The 19,119-nt window shown below is 70.0% G+C and carries 19 protein-coding genes; 4 read left to right on the forward strand and 15 right to left on the reverse strand.

What is annotated here, in order from left to right; translation table 11 throughout:
• Positions 1 to 21 precede the first annotated feature (21 nt).
• Both PY257_RS05340 and dprA read left to right on the forward strand, forming a co-directional pair.
• A complete protein-coding gene (locus tag PY257_RS05340) occupies positions 22 to 1,251 on the forward strand; it encodes a LysM peptidoglycan-binding domain-containing protein (protein WP_275739634.1) in 1,230 nt (409 codons plus the stop codon).
• Positions 1,252 to 1,291: 40 nt separating this feature from the next.
• On the forward strand, positions 1,292 to 2,431 hold the full coding sequence (gene dprA / locus PY257_RS05345) for a DNA-processing protein DprA (protein WP_275739635.1): 1,140 nt from the start codon (positions 1,292 to 1,294) through the stop codon (positions 2,429 to 2,431).
• 253 nt (positions 2,432 to 2,684) lie between these two features.
• Here dprA and PY257_RS05350 read toward each other — a convergent pair whose 3' ends face one another.
• The 11 genes from PY257_RS05350 to phnG form a co-directional block, all read right to left on the reverse strand.
• Positions 2,685 to 5,162, reverse strand: coding sequence for a DUF1631 family protein (locus tag PY257_RS05350; RefSeq protein WP_275739637.1), 2,478 nt, complete (start codon positions 5,160 to 5,162; stop codon positions 2,685 to 2,687).
• A gap of 12 nt (positions 5,163 to 5,174) precedes the next feature.
• Positions 5,175 to 6,128: a protein translocase subunit SecF gene (gene secF / locus PY257_RS05355; RefSeq protein WP_275739638.1), complete on the reverse strand. Its 954-nt coding sequence runs from the start codon at positions 6,126 to 6,128 to the stop codon at positions 5,175 to 5,177.
• Between the two features lie 93 nt (positions 6,129 to 6,221).
• Positions 6,222 to 8,117, reverse strand: coding sequence for a protein translocase subunit SecD (gene secD, locus PY257_RS05360; protein WP_275739640.1), 1,896 nt, complete (start codon positions 8,115 to 8,117; stop codon positions 6,222 to 6,224).
• A 75-nt stretch (positions 8,118 to 8,192) separates the two neighbouring features.
• Positions 8,193 to 8,468 (reverse strand): preprotein translocase subunit YajC, encoded by a 276-nt coding sequence (gene yajC, locus PY257_RS05365; protein WP_275739673.1) that lies wholly within the window; start codon positions 8,466 to 8,468, stop codon positions 8,193 to 8,195.
• Positions 8,469 to 8,693: 225 nt separating this feature from the next.
• Positions 8,694 to 9,851, reverse strand: coding sequence for an alpha-D-ribose 1-methylphosphonate 5-triphosphate diphosphatase (locus PY257_RS05370; protein ID WP_275739642.1), 1,158 nt, complete (start codon positions 9,849 to 9,851; stop codon positions 8,694 to 8,696).
• The gene (gene phnL / locus PY257_RS05375; protein ID WP_275739675.1) at positions 9,848 to 10,582 is read right to left on the reverse strand and encodes a phosphonate C-P lyase system protein PhnL; all 735 of its coding nucleotides are present in this window, start codon (positions 10,580 to 10,582) and stop codon (positions 9,848 to 9,850) included. The genes PY257_RS05370 and phnL overlap by 4 nt, the downstream gene beginning before the upstream one ends.
• Positions 10,583 to 10,590: 8 nt before the next feature.
• A complete protein-coding gene (phnK, locus tag PY257_RS05380) occupies positions 10,591 to 11,388 on the reverse strand; it encodes a phosphonate C-P lyase system protein PhnK (RefSeq protein ID WP_275739644.1) in 798 nt (265 codons plus the stop codon).
• A complete protein-coding gene (locus PY257_RS05385; RefSeq protein WP_345799236.1) occupies positions 11,385 to 12,290 on the reverse strand; it encodes an alpha-D-ribose 1-methylphosphonate 5-phosphate C-P-lyase PhnJ in 906 nt (301 codons plus the stop codon). The genes phnK and PY257_RS05385 overlap by 4 nt, the downstream gene beginning before the upstream one ends.
• Complete coding sequence (locus tag PY257_RS05390; protein WP_275739646.1) at positions 12,287 to 13,393, reverse strand: carbon-phosphorus lyase complex subunit; 1,107 nt, start codon at positions 13,391 to 13,393, stop codon at positions 12,287 to 12,289. Before PY257_RS05390 ends, PY257_RS05385 begins: the two co-directional genes overlap by 4 nt.
• Entirely contained in the window at positions 13,378 to 14,034 is a 657-nt protein-coding gene (gene phnH, locus PY257_RS05395; RefSeq protein ID WP_275739648.1) for a phosphonate C-P lyase system protein PhnH, read from the reverse strand. Before phnH ends, PY257_RS05390 begins: the two co-directional genes overlap by 16 nt.
• A complete protein-coding gene (phnG, locus tag PY257_RS05400; RefSeq protein ID WP_275739651.1) occupies positions 14,031 to 14,540 on the reverse strand; it encodes a phosphonate C-P lyase system protein PhnG in 510 nt (169 codons plus the stop codon). The genes phnH and phnG overlap by 4 nt, the downstream gene beginning before the upstream one ends.
• Positions 14,541 to 14,676: 136 nt before the next feature.
• Between phnG and phnF the strand changes: the two genes are divergently transcribed.
• Both phnF and PY257_RS05410 read left to right on the forward strand, forming a co-directional pair.
• Positions 14,677 to 15,390 (forward strand): phosphonate metabolism transcriptional regulator PhnF, encoded by a 714-nt coding sequence (gene phnF, locus PY257_RS05405; protein WP_275739652.1) that lies wholly within the window; start codon positions 14,677 to 14,679, stop codon positions 15,388 to 15,390.
• Positions 15,377 to 16,108, forward strand: coding sequence for a DUF1045 domain-containing protein (locus PY257_RS05410; protein WP_275739655.1), 732 nt, complete (start codon positions 15,377 to 15,379; stop codon positions 16,106 to 16,108). The genes phnF and PY257_RS05410 overlap by 14 nt, the downstream gene beginning before the upstream one ends.
• Before the next feature lie 99 nt (positions 16,109 to 16,207).
• Here the strand turns inward: PY257_RS05410 and phnN are convergent, their stop codons facing one another.
• The 4 genes from phnN to PY257_RS05430 all read right to left on the reverse strand — a co-directional run.
• On the reverse strand, positions 16,208 to 16,858 hold the full coding sequence (gene phnN / locus PY257_RS05415) for a phosphonate metabolism protein/1,5-bisphosphokinase (PRPP-forming) PhnN (RefSeq protein WP_275739657.1): 651 nt from the start codon (positions 16,856 to 16,858) through the stop codon (positions 16,208 to 16,210).
• Complete coding sequence (gene phnE / locus PY257_RS05420; RefSeq protein WP_275739658.1) at positions 16,855 to 17,724, reverse strand: phosphonate ABC transporter, permease protein PhnE; 870 nt, start codon at positions 17,722 to 17,724, stop codon at positions 16,855 to 16,857. The genes phnN and phnE (PY257_RS05420) overlap by 4 nt, the downstream gene beginning before the upstream one ends.
• A complete protein-coding gene (phnE, locus tag PY257_RS05425; protein WP_275739659.1) occupies positions 17,721 to 18,596 on the reverse strand; it encodes a phosphonate ABC transporter, permease protein PhnE in 876 nt (291 codons plus the stop codon). Before phnE (PY257_RS05425) ends, phnE (PY257_RS05420) begins: the two co-directional genes overlap by 4 nt.
• A 106-nt stretch (positions 18,597 to 18,702) precedes the next feature.
• A partial coding sequence (locus PY257_RS05430; protein WP_275739660.1) for an RNA-guided endonuclease InsQ/TnpB family protein occupies positions 18,703 to 19,119 on the reverse strand: 417 nt, incomplete at its 5' end.

Consider the following 19,119-nt stretch of genomic DNA (forward strand, 5'->3'; position numbering starts at 1 on the left):
CCAAGTGAGGGCGCATTCGCGATGCATCAAGACAGGAATACCCCGAAGGCCGGCAGGCGCGCAGAGCGCACGACGTTCATCGCACTGGCCGCCGCAACCGCCTTCGCCTCTTGCCTTCCCGCAGCCGCCCAGCAATACCCGGTCACCAGCGGCCAGCGCAGCACCGCGCAGCAGGTGGCGCAGGCGGGCGTGCCCCTGGAGCAGCTCGCGCCCGACGCGCCGGACACCTACGTGGTCAAGCGCGGCGACACGCTCTGGGCCATCTCCGGCATCTACCTGCACAAGCCCTGGCGCTGGCCCGAGCTGTGGGGCATGAACCTGCAGGACATCCGCAACCCGCACCTGATCTATCCGGGCCAGACGCTCTACCTGCTCAAGAAGGACGGCTACGCCCGCCTGAGCACCAGCCCCGGCGGCGGCGAGCCCGGCACCATCCGCGTATCGCCACGCACGCGCTATGACAGCCTGAGCGACTCGGCCCTGCCGACGCTGCGGCCCGACCAGATCGAGCCCTTCCTCGCCGAACCCGTGGTGGTGGACGAGGACACGCTGACCAAGGCCCCGCGCATCGTCGCCACGCTAGACGCCCGCGTCATCGTGAGCCGCGGCGACCGCGTCTACGCCCGCGGCGACGCGGCCAAGCCGCTGAGCCTGGAGCCGGGCAACCCCGTGGCCTTCCGCGTGTTCCGCGACGGCGTGCCGCTGAAGGACCCGGTGAGCGGCGAGGTGCTGGGCTACGAGGCGCAGTACCTGGGCCGCGCCTCGCTGGTACGCGGCGAGGGCACCGAGCAGTCCAAGGGCAAGGACGGCGAGACGGTGACCGACATCGTGCCGGGCACGGTCGACATCATCGCCACCAAGGAAGAGATCCGCGTCGGCGACCGCCTGCTGCCCGAGCCCGAGCGCGAGTTCCTGAGCTACGCGCCGCGCGCCCCGCGCCAGGCGGTGGACGCACGCGTGGTGTCCCTCTACGGCAACTCCAACGCGATGGCGCTGGCGGGGCAGAACCAGGTCATCGTCATCAACAAGGGCACGCGCGACGGCATCGAGCGCGGCGACGTGCTGACGCTGTTGTCCGACGGCGCGCGCGTGGTCGACCGCACCAACGACGAGCGCACGCCGATCAAGCTGCCGAGCGAAGAGAACGGCCACGTCATGGTGTTCCGCACGTTCGAGAAGGTGTCCTACGCCCTGCTGCTCGAACTGCGCGTGGGCGCCAAGATCGGCGACCGGCTCGTCAACCCGCGCTGACGGCGCGGCGCGCGCGCCGCGCCAACCCTCCGCCGTCCTCATGGAACATGCAGAACTCGGCGCGTGGCTGCGCCTCACGCTGAGCCGCGGCGTCGGCAACGATGCCGCGCGCCGGCTGCTGGCGCGCTTCGGGCTGCCGCAGGACATCTTCACCCAGAGCCCCGCCGCGCTGCGCGAGGTGGTTACGCCGGCCCAGGCGGACGCGCTGGCACAGGTGCCCGAAGGCTGGGCGGCACTGCTGGAGCGCACGGCGCACTGGCTGGCGCAGGCCGAAGGCGATGGCGCCATGCGCGGCCTCGTCGCGCTCGGCGACCCGCGCTATCCCCGCCTCCTGCTCGAAACCGCAGACCCGCCGCTGCTGCTCTACGCCGTGGGCGCGGCGCGCTGGCTGCAGCCGGACTGCCGCGACTTCGGCGTGCGCTGCGGCCTGGCGATCGTCGGCAGCCGCAACCCGACGCCGCAGGGCGAGCGCCATGCGCACGACTTTGCCCAGGCGTTCGCCGCCGCGGGGCTGACCGTGGTGTCGGGCCTGGCGCTGGGGGTGGACGGGGCCGCGCACGCGGGCGCCCTGGCGGGCGCGGCGGACGGCGTGCCTGCGACGCTCGCCGTGGTTGGCACGGGGCCGGACCGCATCTACCCGGCGCGCCACCGGGAGCTGGCGCACCGCATCGCCGCACACGGCCTGATCGTCAGCGAATACCCGCTGGGCACGCCGCCGCTGGCAGCCAATTTCCCCAAGCGCAACCGCCTCATCGCCGGGCTGTCGCAGGGCACGCTGGTGGTGGAGGCGGCGCTGGCCTCGGGCTCGCTGATCACGGCGCGGCTGGCGGCCGAGCAGGGGCGCGAGGTGTTCGCGATTCCTGGCTCGATCCAGGCGCCGCAGTCGCGCGGCTGCCATGCCCTGATCCGCCAGGGCGCCAAGCTGGTGGAGTCGGCGCAGGACGTGCTGGAGGAACTGCGCCTGCCGGCCGCTCCAGCGCCCGTGGCGGATGCGCCGGCGGCCCCGCCGGAGCACCCATTGCTCGCCGCCATGGGCTACGACCCGGTGGGCCTGGATGCGCTGGTGGCGCGCACCGGCATCGCCACGGCGGACCTGCAGGTGCAACTGCTGGAGCTGGAACTCGCCGGCGCCGTGGCCCGGCTGCCGGGGGGGCTGTTCCAGCGCGTCGGGGTGGCTTGACCCTTGACCCTTGAACCTGGAAACGGCAGTTGACCGCTTCGTATCCCTTGCCAGGCCGCATGAAATTGAGCGTTGACGGCTCCGATGGGGTTCACCTCGTGGGTGAGCGCGCCATGCAACTGCCGTTTCCAGGTTGAAGCGCAGGCATCGCTATTGAAAACATAGCTGCCACCGCAGGTTTTCAAACGATTTCAGACACTTTTTATACTGAAAACCGCATGGAAGCTGCGGCAGCAGCTATCAAAACAGGAATTCAGCCCAGCAGCCGCTCGGGGTTGGCGTCGAGCTTGGCGAGCGCGTCGCGGGTCGCGCGCAGCGTCAGGCTTTCCTCTTCCTGCGGCACCAGCAGCCCGGCCTGCAGGTAGGCCGCCAGCCGGCGCAACTGAAACAGATAGCTGCCGCCGTTGAGCGACGCGAACAGGTGCAACTGCCTGCGGTCGCTGCGCCATGCGTACTGCACCTGCGTGACGTGGCCGTTGTGGTCCAGGCTGAACCAGGTGCCGGGCTGCAGCTCCAGCACCCAGGCCAGCAGCGTGTCGTCGACGGGCGCGCCGTTGTCGGCGATCACCTGCAGGTTGGCGGTGTCGTCCATGTCGAGCATCAGGCCGATGCTGTCGGCGTCCAGCGGGATGCTGCCGCCGGCCTCGTCGCCCATGAATTCTTCGAGGTTGGCGAGGCGGCGTGCCATGGCCTCGATGCGCTCCTGCGGAATGGCCGCGGTCTTGGACATGAAGGCGTCGGCCAGGGTGTCGCTCAGGATCTTGATGTGCGCGTCCTGCGGCGGCCCCGAGATGCCCAACAGCAGCAGGCCCTGGCGCAGGTGCTGCAGCAGTTGCGGCAGATCCTGGATGACGCGCGCGCGGTCGCTGCGGTTGGGCTTGGCGCTGGCGGCCCACACCAGGTCGGACGCGGCGCGCTTGAGCTGCAGCGTATCCGCGTGCTGCGGCCCCCGGCGCACGGCGGAGATGGCCAGCACCTCGGCCCATGTCTTGAAGAGGAAGTCGCGCACCTCGCCTGGCACCGGCATGTCCTTGAGCATGTTGCGCAGCTCGATGGTGTACTGGATGGTCAGCGTTTCCTTCTGCTCCACCTGCTGGGCCACGCTGACCAGGCGCGAAGTGCCCTTCTTCTCGGTGAGGAACTTGGCGAGAAATTTCTGGAACTCGGTGTAGACCAGTTGGAACACGCGCCGCCCGGTCTCGGGGTACTGCTCGATCACCTGCACCACGCGGCGTATCTCGGCCTCCAGCGCGTTGCCGTTCATGGCGTTGGCGTCGAAGCCCAGCACGCACGAGCCCATGCGGTCGATGAGCTGGCGCGCGGGGTGGTCCAGGCTGTTGAAAAACTCGGGCTCGGCCAGCGCCACGCGCAGCACCGGCACCTGCAGCCGCGCGAACCACACGCGCACCGCGGGCGGGATGCGCTCCTCGGTGAGGATGCTCTGGAACATCAGCGCCACGATCTCGATGATCGCCTTCTCGCTGTCGGTGGATGCCTTCTTCTTCAGCTCCGCCGACTGCTCGCGCACCTGCACGGCCACGCGGCCCACGTCCACCGCCACGGCTGCGGATGCGGTGTGCGGCTCGATCAGCGTGCCGCCGCCGCTCGGGTAGTGGTCGGTGCGCGTGCGGCGCGGCGCCAGCGCCAGCGCCAGCGCCTCCGATGCGGGGGACGAGCGCGTGGCCTCGAAGTCCGACACGCGCTCGGCCAGCAGGCGCTTGAGCTGCACGATCACGCCCTGGGCGCGCTGGCGCGCGCGCGTGAGCGGCAGCGCGGCGGACATCGCGTAGCCGCGCGTGTCGCCGCCGCTGCCGGCGGCCGGCAGCCAGCCGGCCTGCACCGTCTGGGCCGCCAGCGCGATGGCCGCGCCCACCACGTCGGTCGCGCCGCCGGCGCGCGCCATGGCGCCCGCGCCCAGGGCCGGCGCACCGCCGCCGCCGCCCGGCATGGCCTGGGGCATGCCGCCCATGCCGCTGTGCAGCCCGTCCTGCGTGGTGGAGAAGTGCGACGGCCCGGTCAGGGGTCCGCGCTGCGAGGCCAGTGCTGCCGCGGCCGTGGACAGCGGGGCGCTGGCCGTGGATGCGCTGCGCCGCACGCGGTTGCTGAAGTCGATGCGCGGCAGCACGCCCTGGGCGATGAGCCAGGCGTTCGCCGCGTGGCCGATCTGCTGCAGCACATCGGCCATCAGGCCCTGCAGCGTGCCGAAGACGGACTGCAGCGCCTGGCGCGACAGGCCGGCATCGATCCACTGCTCCAGCATCAGCAGCAGCACCACGTCGGGCCGCAGCACGTCATACGAAGCCATGTCCTGGCCTTCGAGCTCCTGGATGCGCACGCGCAGGTCGTCGAACTCGGTGCCGGCCTTGTCGGCCACGACCAGGGCCATGCGCGAGGCCAGGATCTTGTTTTCCATCACGTCGTCGCCGAGCAGCTCGAACTGGCCGGTATTGCCGCCGATGCGCCCGCGCGCCGTGCTGGTGGGCGCCAGCGCCCCGCGCCAGGCCGCGGCGGTGCGGTCCAGCCATTGCTTGCCATGCTGGCGGTAGGCGTCCCAGGCGTCGCGGTTGTCCTGCATCTGGCGGGCGTTGCCCGTCTGGTCGAGCAGGGCGGTGAGGAAGCCGCGCACGCCCTCGCCGACCATGGGCAACTGCTCGCAGGCCGCCTCCACGAAGCGCTCGCGGACCTGGCGGGCCCACTGGCGCTGCTGCATCGTGGTGGTGGCGGAATTCATGGAAACCGTAGCTTAAACCACGGCTCCCGCATTGGGATCGCTGGAATCCCCGTCCTTCCTGGCCGGGGCCTTCACGAGATCCTCGCGCTTCACGCCCAGCCACATGGCGATGGCCGCGGCCACGAACACCGACGAGTAGATGCCGAACAGGATGCCGATGGTCAGGGCCAGCGCGAAGTAGTGCAGGCTCGGGCCGCCGAAGAAGAACATCGACAGCACCATCGCCTCGGTCGAGGCGTGGGTGATGATGGTGCGGCTCATGGTGCTGGTGATGGCGTGGTCGATCACCTCGTGCGTGGTCATCTTGCGGAAGCGGCGGAAGGCCTCGCGGATCCGGTCGAAGATCACCACCGACTCGTTGACCGAGTAGCCCAGCACCGCCAGCACCGCCGCCAGCACCGAGAGCGAGAACTCCCACTGGAAGAATGCGAAGAAGCCCAGGATGATGACCACGTCGTGCAGGTTGGCGATGATGGCCGCCACGCCGAACTTCCATTCGAAACGGAACGCCAGGTAGATGACGATGCCCAGCACCACGGCGCCCAGCGCGAGCAGGCCGCCGTGCACCAGCTCGTCGCCCACCTGCGGCCCCACGAACTCGGTGCGGCGCAGCTCGGCGCTGGCGTCGGCGGCCTTGAGCGCGCCGATCACCTGCTCGCTCTGCTGGGCCGAGGTGGTGCCCTTCTGCACCGGCAGGCGGATGATCACGTCGCGCGAGGTGCCGAAGTTCTGCACCTGCACGTCCTGGTAGCCCAGGCCGGACACCACGTCGCGCACCTTGGACAGCTCCGCCGGCTGGCTGTAGGCCACCTCCATCACCGTGCCGCCCGTGAACTCCACCGACAGGTGCAGCCCGCGCGAGAACAGGAAGAAGACGGCCAGGGCAAAGGTGATGAACGAAATCGCGTTGAACACCAACGCGTATTTCATGAAGGGGATGTCCTTCTTGATGCGGAAAAATTCCATGATTTTTTATCCTTTTTCTGGAATTTTCAGAGGAAGCTCATATGCGTGCAGCGCATGTGACGCTGGAGCCAAAAATTCCATGGCGCTCTTTCCTTAGTTCGCTGCCGTCTTGCCGGCCACGGATACCGCGCCGCCCTCGGGCTTCCAGACCTGCCCGATGGCCACGCTCTTGAGCTTCTTGCGCCGGCCATAGACCAGGTTGACCAGCCCGCGCGAGAAGAACACCGCCGAGAACATGCTGGTGACGATGCCGATGCAGTGCACCACGGCGAAGCCGCGCACCGGCCCGGAGCCGAAGGCCAGCAGCGCCAGTCCGGCGATCAGCGTGGTGACGTTGGAGTCCAGGATCGTGGCCCAGGCCCGCTCGTAGCCGGTGTGGATGGCCATCTGCGGCGAGGCGCCCGCGCGCAGCTCCTCGCGGATGCGTTCGTTGATGAGCACGTTGGAGTCGATGGCCACGCCCAGCGCCAGCGCCATGGCCGCGATGCCCGGCAGCGTCAGCGTGGCCTGCAGCATCGACAGGATGGCCAGCAGCATCAGCACGTTCACGCACAGCGCCACGGTGGAGATGACGCCGAACAGCATGTAGTACGCGCACATGAAGACCGCGATGGCCACCATGCCCCAGACCACGCTGTGGATGCCGCGCGCGATGTTGTCGGCGCCCAGGCTCGGGCCGATGGTGCGTTCCTCGATGATCTCCATGGGCGCGGCCAGCGAGCCGGCGCGCAGCAGCAGCGCGGTGTCGTTGGCCTCGGCAGTGGTCATGCGCCCCGATATCTGCACGCGCCCGCCGCCGATCTCGGTGCGGATCACGGGCGCGGTGACGACCTCGCCCCGGCCCTTCTCGAACAGGATGATGGCCATGCGCTTGCCCACGTTCTCGCGCGTCACGTCGCGGAAGACGCGCGCACCCTTGGCGTCGAGCGTGAGGTTGACCGTGGGCTCCTGCGTCTGGCTCTCGAAGCCGGGCTGGGCGTCGGTCAGGTTCTCGCCGGTCAGCACGACCTGCTTCCTGACGATCACGGCCTGGCCGTTGCGGTCCAGGTATTTTTCGTCGCCGAACGGCACGGGGCCGGAGCCCAGCTCGGCGGCGCGCGCCTCGGCGCCCTCGTCGACCATGCGCACCTCCAGCGTGGCGGTGCGGCCCAGGATGTCCTTGGCCTTGGCCGTGTCCTGCACGCCGGGCAGTTGCACCACGATGCGGTCCAGCCCCTGCTGCTGGATCACCGGCTCGGCCACGCCAAGCTCGTTGATGCGGTTGTGCAGCGTGACGATGTTCTGCTTGAGCGCCTGCTCCTGCACGCGGCGCGCAGCATCGGGCTTGATGACAGCGGTCACGCGGAACTCGCTGCCGTCGGCGGCATCGCTGGCCTGCAGCTCGGGGAACTGGTCGCCTATCAGGTTGCGCACGGCCTGCGCCGTCTGCGCGTCGCGCACGCGGATCTCGATGGCCTGGCCGCTGCGGCTGATGCCGCCGTGGCGGATGCTCTTGTCGCGCAGCGTGGTGCGCAGGTCGCCCGCAAGCGACTCGGCGCGCTTGGTCAGCGCGCCCTGCATGTCCACCTGCAGCATGAAGTGCACGCCGCCGCGCAGATCCAGCCCCAGGTACATGGGCTGCGCGTGCAGCGCCGCGAGCCACGCGGGCGAGCGCGACAGCAGGTTCAGCGCCACGATGTACGAGGGGTCGGCCGGGTCCTTGACGAGCGCGTGCTCGATCGCGTCCTTGGCCTTGATCTGCAGGTCGGTGCTGGCAAAGCGTGCCCGCACCGAGGCGGCGTCGGTGGCGATGGCGTCGGGCGCGATGCCCGCAGCCTTGAGCGCCTCTTCCACGCGCTGCTGCGTGGCGCCGTCGATCTTGACGATGGACTTGGTCGCCGACACCTGCACGGCAGGCGCCTCGCCGAAGAAGTTGGGCAGGGTGTAGAGGATGCCGACGAGCAGCGCGGCCACGAGGATCGCGTACTTCCAGGCGGGGTAACGGTTCATGATCTGGCCAACCGCCCGCTGAAGGGCGTCACGAGGAATGATAGGGCGGCGGCGAAAGCGCCGCCCATTTGCTTCTTACTTGATGGAGCCCTTGGGCAGCACCTGGGTCACAGCGCTGCGCTGCAACTGCACCTCCACGCCGCTGGCCAGTTCCAGGCCGACGATGCCATCGCCCAGGCGGGTGACCTTGCCGAGCAGGCCGCCGGAGGTGACGATCTCGTCGCCCTTGGCCAGCGCGTCGATCATGGCGCGGTGCTCCTTCTGGCGCTTCATCTGCGGGCGGATCATCACGAAGTACAGCACCACGAACATCAGCACCAGCGGCAGCATGCCGGTGAGCGAAGCCATCATGCCGCCGCCCTCTGCGGCGGCGGGTGCGGTCTGGGCGAAAGCGGAGGAAATGAAGGACACGGATCGGGCTCCTGTGGAGAATGGATGTGGCGGCAGGCGATGCGGGTGCCCGCGGATACTCTGTCTGACTGACGCGCGTGCAGGCGCGCGACGAACGCGGCATTGTATGCGGAGCGTCCAGCCACCCCGGGCGCCAGCCGCGAAGGCCATGTGGCAGGCCGCGTGTCAGATGATGCGCAGCCCTTGGCGCCAGACACCGCGCACGACCGGGTGGCGGCGCTGGCCCGGGATTTCGAGGAAACGCACGTGCACCAGATCGGCCTGCCGGCCGGCCTCGATCGCGCCGCGATCAGCCAGGCCCGCGGCCTGGGCCGGGTTGCGCGATGCCATGGCCACGGCCTGGGGCAGCGGGATGGATGCGTCGTCGACCAGGCGCACCACGGCGCCCAGCAGGCCGTTCGGCACGTAGTCCGACGACAGGATGTCGAGCAGGCCGTGCCGCGCCAGTTCGACGGCGGCGACGTTGCCGGAGTGCGAGCCCCCGCGCACCATGTTGGGAGCACCCATGACGGTCAGCAGGCCCCGTTCACGGGCCCGGCGGGCAGCCTCCAGCGTGGTGGGGAATTCCGCGATGCGCACACCCTCTTCGCTCGCCTGGTCCACATGGGCTGCCGTGGTGTCGTCGTGGCTGGCCATGGCGATGCCGTGGGCGCGGCAGTAATCGACGAAATGGCGTCGGTTGGGCTCGGCATGGCGCACCTGGAACGACGGCCCCGCCGCCACTTGCCGCGCGAACTTCTCCTGGCTCCAGCCTTTCTTGCCGGTGTAGTACTCGCGGGCCTTTTCCAGCTTTTCCCACTGGCGCTGGCCGGGCGTGTGATCCATCAGCGAAAGCAGCCCGACCAGCGGGTGGCCGCGCAGCGGCGCGAACAGCTCGACGGCGTTGGGCGCGGGCAGCTCGCAGCGGACGTGGATGCGGTGGTCGGCGCGCAGGACGCCACCCGCGCGCGCCGCATCCAAGAGCGCCAGCAGCCCGGCCCAGGAATGCGCGCGCAGCTCCTCGGGATCGGTCGAGCCGATGCCAAGCGCATCGAACACCGTGGTGATGCCGGCGGCGGCGATCTCGGCGTCGTGCGCAAGCAGCGCCGGCAGGCCCGGCCACTGCACCTTGGGACGCGGCATCAGGTGCCGCTCCAGGTTGTCGGTATGCAGTTCGACCAGGCCGGGCAGCAGGTAATCGCCCTCCAGGTCGATCGCGCCGGGCACGGCGCGATCGCCCGCCCCGGCGTCCGCGATGCGTCCTGCCGACACTGCGAGGCTGCCATGCACCACCGCGTCGGGCAGGACGATGCGGGCGTTCCTGAATACGGTGGGCTGGGTCATGCCGCCCTCTTGAAGCTGGCGACGTTCACGCGCCGCGTCGCCACGGCGGCGCTGACGGCCGGGTCGTGGAACACGCCCAGCACCCCCGCACCGCGCGCCACCGCCTCGCGGATGAGCGCGACCACGGTCTGCGTATTGGCGGCGTCGAGCGAGGCCGTGGGTTCGTCGAGCAGCAGCAGCGGCCGCGGCCGGATCAGGCTGCGCGCGATGTTCACGCGCTGCTGCTCGCCGCCCGAGAAGGTGGCCGGCGGCAGCGCCCAGAGTTCCGGCGGGATGCGCAGCCGCGCCAGCCACGCGCCGGCTTCCTCGCGGGCAGCGGCCTGGCTGGCATCGGCATGCGCACCTGCCTGTGCATCATCCCCGGGCGCCCACAGCGCCTGGGCCACTACGTCGAGCGCCGGTACACGCGGAATCACGCGCAGGAACTGGCTGACGTAGCCGATGGTTTCGCGCCGCAGCGCGGCCACCGCACGCGGCGCGGCCTGCGTCAGGTCGATCGGGCCGCCTGCGGGCGGGCACACCCGCACGTGGCCGGCAGAGGCCCGGTAGTTGCCGTAGGCAAGCTTGAGCAGCGTGCTCTTGCCCATGCCGGAGGGGCCGTCGAGCACCACGCATTCGCCGGGGAAGACTTGCAGGTCGACGCCGTCGAGCACGGCCAGCTCGGTGTCGCCCTGGTGGTGCAGCGTGAAATGCTTGGACACGCCTTCGAGCTGGAGCAGGGCCGGGGGCATGGCGGTCGTCATGGCTGGAGCACGGAAGAAACGAGCAACTGGGTGTAGGCGTGTTGCGGGTCGTCGAACACCTGGTCGGTGAGGCCGGCCTCGACCACCCGGCCCTGCTGCATGACCAGGGTGCGGTCGGCCAGCAGGCGGGCCACGGCCAGGTCGTGCGTGACCACCAGCGCCGCCAGGCGCAGCTCGCGCGTCAGGTGGCGCAGCAGGTCGAGCAGGCGCGCCTGCACCGACACGTCCAGGCCGGTGGTGGGTTCATCCATCAGCACCAGGCGCGGCCGGGTGACCAGGTTGCGCGCGATCTGCAGGCGCTGGCGCATGCCGCCCGAGAAGGTGCGCGGCGTGTCGTCGATGCGCTCGCGGGCGATCTCCACACGGTCCAGCCATTGCAGCGCGGTGGCGCGCAGGCGGCCGTAGTGGCGCTGGCCCAGCGCCATCGGGCGCTCGCAGATGTTGGCGCCCGCCGACACGTCCATGCGCAGGCCGTCGCCCGCGTGCTGGTGCACGAAGCCCCAGTCGGTGCGCGCCAGCAGTTGCCGCTGCGACTCGGGCATGGCATGCACGTCCACCCATTCACCGGCAGTGGTGCAGTACAGCACCTGCCCGTTATCGGGCCGCTGCCGCCCAGCGACCACGTCCAGCAGCGTGGACTTGCCCGAGCCCGATTCGCCGACGATGGCCAGCACCTCGCCCGGCCAGAGGTCGAACGAGGCCGATTGCAGCGCGGCGATGGCGCCAAAATGCAGGCCGACGCCGCGCACCTGCAGCAGCGGGGCATCCCCGGCCTGGGGCAGAACGGCGTTCATGCATCCTCCCGGCCACCCGCCGCAGGCTGGCGCGACTGGCAGTAGTCGGAGTCGGAGCACACGTACATGCGCCGGCCTGCGTCGTCCACGATGATCTCGTCTAGGTAGCTGCCGGTCGCGCCGCACAGCGCGCACGGCACGTTCCAGCGCGGCACCTGGAACGGGTGGTCCTCGAACGCCAGGCTTTCCACCGGCGTGTACGGCGGAATGGCGTAGATGCGCTTCTCGCGCCCGGCGCCGAAGAGCTGCAGCGCCGGGCTCATGTGCATCTTCGGGTTGTCGAACTTCGGGATCGGCGAGGGTGACATGACGTAGCGTCCATTGACCAGCACGGGGTAGTCGTAGGTCGTGGCGAACGCGCCGTAGCGCGTGATGTCCTCGTAGAGCTTCACGTACATCAGGCCGTACTCGGCCATGCCGTGCATCTTGCGGGTTTCCGACTCGCGCGGCTCCAGCCGCTGCATCGGCTCGGGCACGGGCACCTGGTAGACCAGGATCTGCCCCTCGGCCAGCGGCGCCTCGGGAATGCGGTGGCGGGTCTGGATCAACGTGGCCTCTTGCGTGTGCGTGGTCGTCTGCACGCCCGTGGTGCGCTGGAAGAAGCGCCGGATGTTGACGGCATTGACCGTGTCGTCCGCTCCCTGGTCGATGACCTTGAGCGTGTCGTGCGGCCCGATCACCGCCGCCGTCACCTGGATGCCGCCGGTGCCCCAGCCATAGGGCAGCGGCATCTCGCGCGAGCCGAATGGCACCTGGTAGCCGGGTATGGCCACGGCCTTGAGGATGGCGCGCCGGATCATGCGCTTGGTGCCCTCGTCGAGGTAGGCGAAGTTGAATGCCTGCTCCACCACCGGCAGCGCCGCGCAGGCGGGCCGGGCCGCCTGCTGCTGGATGTCCGTCATGCGGCCCCTCCCAGGGTGTCGGTGCCGGCTTGCGCGCGCATCTGGCGCACGAGCTTGAGTTCCGATTGAAAGTCCACGTAGTGTGGCAGCTTCAAGTGCTGGACGAAGCCCGAGGCTTCGAAGCTGTCGCCGTGCGAGAGCACGAATTCCTGCATCTGCGCCGGCGCCGCCACGGCCTCGCCCAGTTCCGCCGCGCGCAGCGCGCGGTCCACCAGGCTCATGGCCATCGCCTTGCGCTCGTTGTGGCCGAACGCCAGGCCGTAGCCGCGCGTGAACTGCGGCGGCTGGGTCTTGCTGCCCGCGAACTGGTTGACCATCTCGCACTCCGTGACTTCCAGCTCGCCGATGGGGATGGCGAACCCGAGTTCTTCCGGCTCGACCACCACCTCCAGCATCCCGGCGCGGATCTCGCCGGCGAACGGATGGGTGTGGCCGTAGCCGCGCTGGGTGGAATAGGCCATCGAGAGCAGAAAGCCTTCGTCCGCGCGGGAAAGGTTCTGCAGCCGGGTGCCGCGCGCCGCCGGGAACTGCAATGGCTGGCGCGTAAGATCCACCGGCTCCGGGTCGCCCGGCGGCGGCGGGCAGGGCTCGATCAGGCCCTCGCCGCCCAGCAGATCGACCACGCGCGGCACCGGGGCCGCCGCATCCGGCGCTGGTGCCGCGACGGGCGGCCCGGCTTCGATGCCGCCCTCGGCCTCGGCCAGCAGCGAGAAATCCAGCAGCCGCTGGGTGTAGTCGTAGGTCGGCCCCAGCACCTGCCCGCCCGGCAGGTCCTTGAACGTGGCGGAAATGCGCCGCTTGAGCGCCATGCGCGCGGTGTCCAGCGGCAGCGTGAAACCCAGGCGCGGCAGCGTGGCGCGGTAGGCGCGCAGCAGGAAGATGGCTTCCACCAGGTCGCCCGCGGCCTGCTTGATCGCCAGCGCCGCCAGTTCGGGGTCGTAGAGCGAGCCTTCGCACATCACCCGATCCACCGAAAGCTTGAGCTGTTCACGGATCTGGCGCACGCCCAGTTCCGGCACCGCCGCGTCACCGCGCCGCTGCTCGGCGACCAGCCGGTAGCTGTTGAGGATGGCGGTCTCGCCGCCTTTTACCGCGACGTACATGCCGCCACCCCTTCCTGGCGTTCGATGCCCACGGTGCGCGGCAGGCCGGCGATCTGCGCATCGGTCGCCAGAAACAGATCGACGCCGCGCGGGAACCGGCCCCGGTTGGCCTGCCACTCTTGCAGGAAGCGGCTGGCGAATGCGCCATCTAGGCCGCCGACGGCCAGCGCTGATGCGCCGCGGATGCCCGGCCCCTGCAGACGCCAGGCATCGGGCGCATCCTGCGCGGCGAGCGACGCCACACCCAGCACGCAGGTGGCCGACTGCTCGGGATAGAGATCGCTGCCCTGCTCGAACGCATCCAGCGGTGGCATCTCGCCCGCGTGGCCGGCCCAGGCGAACTGGGCCTGCGCGGGCGTATCGACGATCTGGCAGCCGGTGTGGAAGCGCAGCCATCTCGGCGCATCGCCCGCCGCGATGGAGGAGGCCGCCCACAGGCGGGCATCCGGGTCCAGCAGGGCCAGCAAAAGGCAGGCGGCTGCCGCCGGCGCATTCGCCGGCACCTGCGCATGCCTGGGCATGGCGAGCACCTGCCCGGGCCGCGACAGGGCGTCCAGCGCCACGCGGAACACCGCCTGGCTGTCCAGCGCCGGGGCGGAGAACCCGGCGCCCAGGGTGGCAAGGTTCGCGGCCACCGTCATGCCGGCTCTCCCGCGGCGGCACTGGCGGCTTCGCGTGCCACGGTAAGGAAATCGACCCGCGTGCTCTCGGCCTGCGCCTGTTGCCGCTGCCTGCACGCATCGAGATGGGCGCGCAGCGGGGCCAACAGGCTGGCCTCCAGGCGCTCGCGCTGCGCCGGTAGCTGGAGCAACGCGTCGGCCATGGCCATGAGCTGCGCCTGCCGGTGCGAACGCCCCAGCACATAGGCCACGCCCACCACGGCGGGCTGCCCGTCACAATCGACCAGGCGCAGCACGCAGCGGGTGACGGTGGCCTCCCCGAGGTTGAACTTCTCCCCGCTCCCGCCAGCGCGCGCCCGCACCATCATGAGCCCGGTTTGCGGCGCCTTGAGCCAGGTCGCACGGACGTCGGCATGGCCGCTGAGCCCGCGTTCCAGCAGATCGACGGGGGCGCGCGCCAGCAGGCCCATCCATTGCGCGCGACCGGCATCGGTGCAGGTTTGCGGGGTTTCAGTAAAGTGCGGCATGCAGCGTCGTCCGGGCAAAATATGTCTAGACAAATATCGGTGAGACGGGATGCTAAGTCCCCCCCGTGTCGGTTTGGTGACGCCCGCAGCGGTGCACCATGCCAGGAAGAATCGGAGCCGTTTCTTGGAAAAAGCAGTGAAAAGGAGGTGGGGGCGCATCGCCGAGGAATTGGCGAGCGGCATCGGCCGCGGCAAGCAGTACCAGCCGGGCCAGCGGCTGCCGACCGAGTCTGAACTGGCGCGCCAGTTCGGCGTCAACCGGCACACCATCCGGCAGGCGCTGGACAGCCTGCGCGGCCAGGGGCTGGTGCGCACCACGCAGGGCAGCGGCACCTATGTGGAGGAGTTCGCGGTCAGCCTGGCGCTGGCGCGCCGCTCGCGCCTGCACCGCAGCCTGGCGCTGGCGGGCCTGCATGGGCAGTTCGGCGTGCTGGAGGCGGCGGCAAAGCCCGCCAGCGCCGCCCAGGCGCGCGCGCTGGCGGTGCCCGCGCGCAGCCCGCTGTCGAACCTGACGCTGATCGTGGTGGCCGATGGCGTGCCGCTGCACGTGAGCCAGCGCGTGTTTCCGCTGCCCCGCTTCGCCGGGCTGGAGGCGGTGGTGCGCACCACCGGCTCTATCAGCGCGGGCTTGGCCGCCTGCGGCGTGGCCGACTACGTGCGCAAGACCAGCAGCCTGCGGGCGGAAATGCCGCAAGCCTGGGTGGCGGCGGCGCTCCAGCAGCGGCTGGAGCGGCCCGTGCTCTGCACCGAAAGCGTGAATGTGGACATGGACGGCGTCCCCATCGAATATTCCACGACGTGGTTCGCAGGCGACCGCGTCACGATCACGGTGAACCATGACGACACCTGAAACGACCCCTGGGGCGTACCCCGAAGCTTATCGTTACGCGGTCTATTTCACCCACGCGCCGCACAGCCCGTGGTGGCAGGCCGGCAGCGCCTGGCTGGGGCGCAGCGCGCTGCCGGGCGCTGCCGCGCCGGCACCGCCGCAGACACCGATGGAAGCGGGACCCTGGGAACGTCTGGTGGCCGACCCGCGCCGCTACGGCTGGCACGCCACGCTGCGGGCGCCGTTGCGGCTGGCGCCGGGCCAGAGCGCCGGCACGCTGCGGCAGGCCGTGGCGACGCTGTGCCGCACGCTGCGCGCGTTCGACATGCCGCCCCTCGCGGTGCGCGACCTGGGCGGCTTCCTGGCGCTTGCGCCGCAGGTGCCCAGCGCCGGCATCCAGGCCGTGGCGCGCGCCTGCGTCGAAACCCTGCACGGGCTGGCCGCCCCGTTGACGCCGCAGGAACTGGCGCGGCGGCGGCAGGCCCGGCTGACACCCGCGCAGGACGCGCTGCTGCTGCGCTGGGGCTATCCGTTCGTCATGGAGGAGTTCCGCTTCCACTTCTCGCTCACCGGGCCGCTGGCCGGCGTGGACGCGGCGGCGGTGGATGCGGTGCGGCGCTGCGCCCATCAGTGCTTCGGCGCGCTGCCCGCGACGCGCTTCGATGCGCTGGCGATCTTTGCCGAGCCGGTGAAGGGCGGGGATTTCGTGCTGCTGGAGCGGGTGCCTTTTGGCGGGTGATGGCTGTTTGTGGTGTTATCGGGCTGTAGTGCTTATTCCGCCTGAAAACTACAAAAACAATAGCGCCATCCGCAGGTAAAGTAAGCGCTACAGCCAGATTTACCCCAAACCACCACCACCCGGCAAGCGCCCGACGACAGCCTCGATGCAGCGCACGAAAGCCACCACCCCTTCCTCCGGCGTACCGTCGTTGGACACCCGCACGACCTCGGCCCCGTCCGGGTATGGCGCCACCTGCCGCGCCAGGCGCTGCGCGATGTCGGCACCGCCCTCGCGCCCGCGCGCCTGCAGCCGCGCCCGCACCGTCTCGGCGCCGGCCGTGACCTCCACCACGACAGCGCGCGGTACCGCCGCCAGCAGGGCGCCAACCGCCTGGCGCGAGCCGTTGGCCACCACGTGCCGCCCGTGCGCCAGTTCACCCAGCAGTTCGCGCGGCAGGCCGTAGTGCAGGCCGTGCGCCTGCCAGTCCAGCAGGAACGCGTGCCGGTCGCGCGCGGCCAGGAAGGCGTCCAGCGCCACGGCGCGGTGGTCCTCACCACCGGAGTCGACGGGGCGCGTGATGGTGCGGCGAGCGAACAGGTAGCGCCCGCCGTCCAGCAACGCGCGCGAGCGCGCCATCAGCGTGTCCTTGCCGACGCCGCTGGCGCCGACCACGAAGAAAAGGATGCCCGGCGCTGGGTCGTCCGCTCGACGACCTCCGCGCTCATGCGCTGCGGTGCGCGCCTCTTCGGGCGGCCGGGCGAGGCTCATGCAGGCGTTCTGCCGCGGCCGATCATGGCCAGGCGCAGCTTTTCCGAGACGAAGTCGATCGCCATCACGGTGATGAGGATCAGGATGACGATGAAGGTCACGACGGGGAAGTTGAGCACGCGGATCTCCTCGGTCAGGTAGATGCCGATGCCGCCCGCGCCGACGATGCCGAGGATGCTCGCCGAGCGCGTGTTGCTCTCGAAGAAGTACAGCACCTGGCTGCCGATCACGGGCAGCACCTGCGGCAGGATGGCGTAGCGCTGCACGTGCAGCGCGCCGCCGCCGGCAGAGATGACGCCTTCGACCGGGCGGCGGTCGATGTTCTCGATCGCCTCGGAGAACAGCTTGCCGAACGAGCCCATGTCCGAGCAGGCTATCGCCAGCACCCCGGCGAACGGCCCCAGCCCCACGACGTTGACCCAGAGCAGCGCCCAGATCAGCACATCCACGCCGCGGATGGCGTCGAGCACGCGGCGCACGGCGAAGTGCGCGAAAACGTTCGGGATGACGTTGCGTGCGGCCAGGAAGCCGATGGGGAACGACACCAGCGCGGCGGTGCCCGTGCCAAGGAAGGCCATGGCCAGCGTCTCGGCCATCGCGCCGAGGAATTTCGCGGCCATGCCGCCGGTTTCGGGCGGCAGCATGACGCGGGCGAAGTCGAACAGCCGCCCGAGCCCGTACAGGAAGCGCGCGGGCGAGAACTCGAGCCACCACATCGAGACCAGTGCCAGCAGCAGCGCGCCCGCGCTCCAGCCGAACAGGCCGCGCGCCGCCAGCCAGCCCGGGAACAGGCCGGGCTGCTCGCGCTTGAGGCGCTCGACGTCGACCGCGATGACGGCGCGGCCCGACTTCGCGTTGGCGTTCATACCGCAGTCTCCCGCACCGCGCCGATGAGCGCATGGCGCATCCGCTCGCTGGCGAAGTCGATCAGCATGACGGTGGCGAGGATCAGCAGCAGGATCGCGCTCACGTCGGTGTAGTAGAACTGGCGGATCGCCACCATGAGCTGCTCGCCGATGCCGCCCGCGCCCACGAAGCCCATGATGGAGGCGGCGCGCACGTTGATGTCGAAGCGCAGCATGGCGTAGGAGGCGAAGTTCGGCAGCACCTGCGGCAGCGCCGCGTAGCGCACGGTCTGCCGCCACGATCCGCCAGCGGAGCGCACGCCTTCCACGGGCCGCATGTCGATGTTCTCGACCACTTCCGAGAACAGCTTGCCCAGGGTGCCTGCGGAATGCACCGCGAGCGCGAACACACCAGCCATCGGCCCGATGCCGAAGGCGATGACGAACAGCAGTGCGAACACCATGTCGGGCACGGTGCGGCAGAACTCCATCAGGCGGCGGCAGGCGAAGCGCACCCACGGCGCGGGCTTGAGGTTGGCCGCCGCGAGGAAGCTCAGGCCGAACGCCCCGAAGCTGCCCAGCAGCGTGCCCAGGTAGGCGATCAGGATGGTCTGCAGCAGCAGCACCAGCCAGCGGCCCAGGCCCCAGTACCACTCGGCCACGTCCTGCGCGGGGTGGGCCGCCGAGATCTGCGGCAGGATGCGGTCGATGTAGCTCATGAAGCCGCCGATCTGCTCGGCCAGCAGGCGCGGCTGCACCTCCGCCACGCGGCCGGCAATGGCGGCCAGCACGGCCAGCGCCAGCAGCGCCAGCACCGCCATGCGGCGGCGGCGCGCCACGGCCTGGGCGTAGGCGTCGCGGACGAGCGCCCCTGGCAAGTGGGTGACGTTCATGGGGTCTTCTTGATACTTCATCCCGCTTACGGCTTACGCAAACAAGGATGCGGAGCCAGCATTTTGACATCCTCCCCGGCATGAATGCCGGAGCTTCCTACGGCGCTCAGGCGCGGCATGGAGCCGCCCCTGAGTCGCTTCGGTGGGTTCCTGCTGCTGGCGACCCTACTGCATCGCTCACTTCACAGGCGAACCGGGCGTGTCCCGCCCTTAGTACATTGAGCGCGCCGACCACATCGGCGTTTGCCTCGAAGCCGCACGCGACGCACAGGAATTGCGCCTGCGTCTGGCGGTTGTCCGCCGACACATGGCCGCAGCACGGACAGGTACGACTCGTGTTCTGCGGCGGCACGGCGATGAGCCAGCCGCCATTCCATCCCAGCTTGTAGTCCAGTTGGCGGCGGAACTCGAACCAGCCTTGATCGAGGATGGATTTGTTCAGGCCCGACTTGGCCCTAACATTTTTACCCGGCTGCTCTGCCGTGCCTGCCGCTGACCTGGACATATTCCGCACCTGCAAGTC

This window comes from Curvibacter soli (assembly GCF_029211125.1).
GTDB classification, from domain to species: domain Bacteria; phylum Pseudomonadota; class Gammaproteobacteria; order Burkholderiales; family Burkholderiaceae_C; genus Curvibacter_A; species Curvibacter_A soli.

Bases quoted from the DNA above. Each gene is read 5' to 3' on its own strand.
- PY257_RS05340 (WP_275739634.1), top strand. From the start codon at position 22: ATGCATCAAGACAGGAATACCCCGAAGGCCGGCAGGCGCGCAGAGCGC.
- dprA (WP_275739635.1), top strand. From the start codon at position 1,292: ATGGAACATGCAGAACTCGGCGCGTGGCTGCGCCTCACGCTGAGCCGC.
- PY257_RS05350 (WP_275739637.1), bottom strand. From the start codon at position 5,162: ATGAATTCCGCCACCACCACGATGCAGCAGCGCCAGTGGGCCCGCCAG.
- secF (WP_275739638.1), bottom strand. From the start codon at position 6,128: ATGGAATTTTTCCGCATCAAGAAGGACATCCCCTTCATGAAATACGCG.
- secD (WP_275739640.1), bottom strand. From the start codon at position 8,117: ATGAACCGTTACCCCGCCTGGAAGTACGCGATCCTCGTGGCCGCGCTG.
- yajC (WP_275739673.1), bottom strand. From the start codon at position 8,468: ATGATGGCTTCGCTCACCGGCATGCTGCCGCTGGTGCTGATGTTCGTG.
- PY257_RS05370 (WP_275739642.1), bottom strand. From the start codon at position 9,851: ATGACCCAGCCCACCGTATTCAGGAACGCCCGCATCGTCCTGCCCGAC.
- phnL (WP_275739675.1), bottom strand. From the start codon at position 10,582: ATGCCCCCGGCCCTGCTCCAGCTCGAAGGCGTGTCCAAGCATTTCACG.
- phnK (WP_275739644.1), bottom strand. From the start codon at position 11,388: ATGAACGCCGTTCTGCCCCAGGCCGGGGATGCCCCGCTGCTGCAGGTG.
- PY257_RS05385 (WP_345799236.1), bottom strand. From the start codon at position 12,290: ATGACGGACATCCAGCAGCAGGCGGCCCGGCCCGCCTGCGCGGCGCTG.
- PY257_RS05390 (WP_275739646.1), bottom strand. From the start codon at position 13,393: ATGTACGTCGCGGTAAAAGGCGGCGAGACCGCCATCCTCAACAGCTAC.
- phnH (WP_275739648.1), bottom strand. From the start codon at position 14,034: ATGACGGTGGCCGCGAACCTTGCCACCCTGGGCGCCGGGTTCTCCGCC.
- phnG (WP_275739651.1), bottom strand. From the start codon at position 14,540: ATGCCGCACTTTACTGAAACCCCGCAAACCTGCACCGATGCCGGTCGC.
- PY257_RS05410 (WP_275739655.1), top strand. From the start codon at position 15,377: ATGACGACACCTGAAACGACCCCTGGGGCGTACCCCGAAGCTTATCGT.
- phnN (WP_275739657.1), bottom strand. From the start codon at position 16,858: ATGAGCCTCGCCCGGCCGCCCGAAGAGGCGCGCACCGCAGCGCATGAG.
- phnE (WP_275739658.1), bottom strand. From the start codon at position 17,724: ATGAACGCCAACGCGAAGTCGGGCCGCGCCGTCATCGCGGTCGACGTC.
- phnE (WP_275739659.1), bottom strand. From the start codon at position 18,596: ATGAACGTCACCCACTTGCCAGGGGCGCTCGTCCGCGACGCCTACGCC.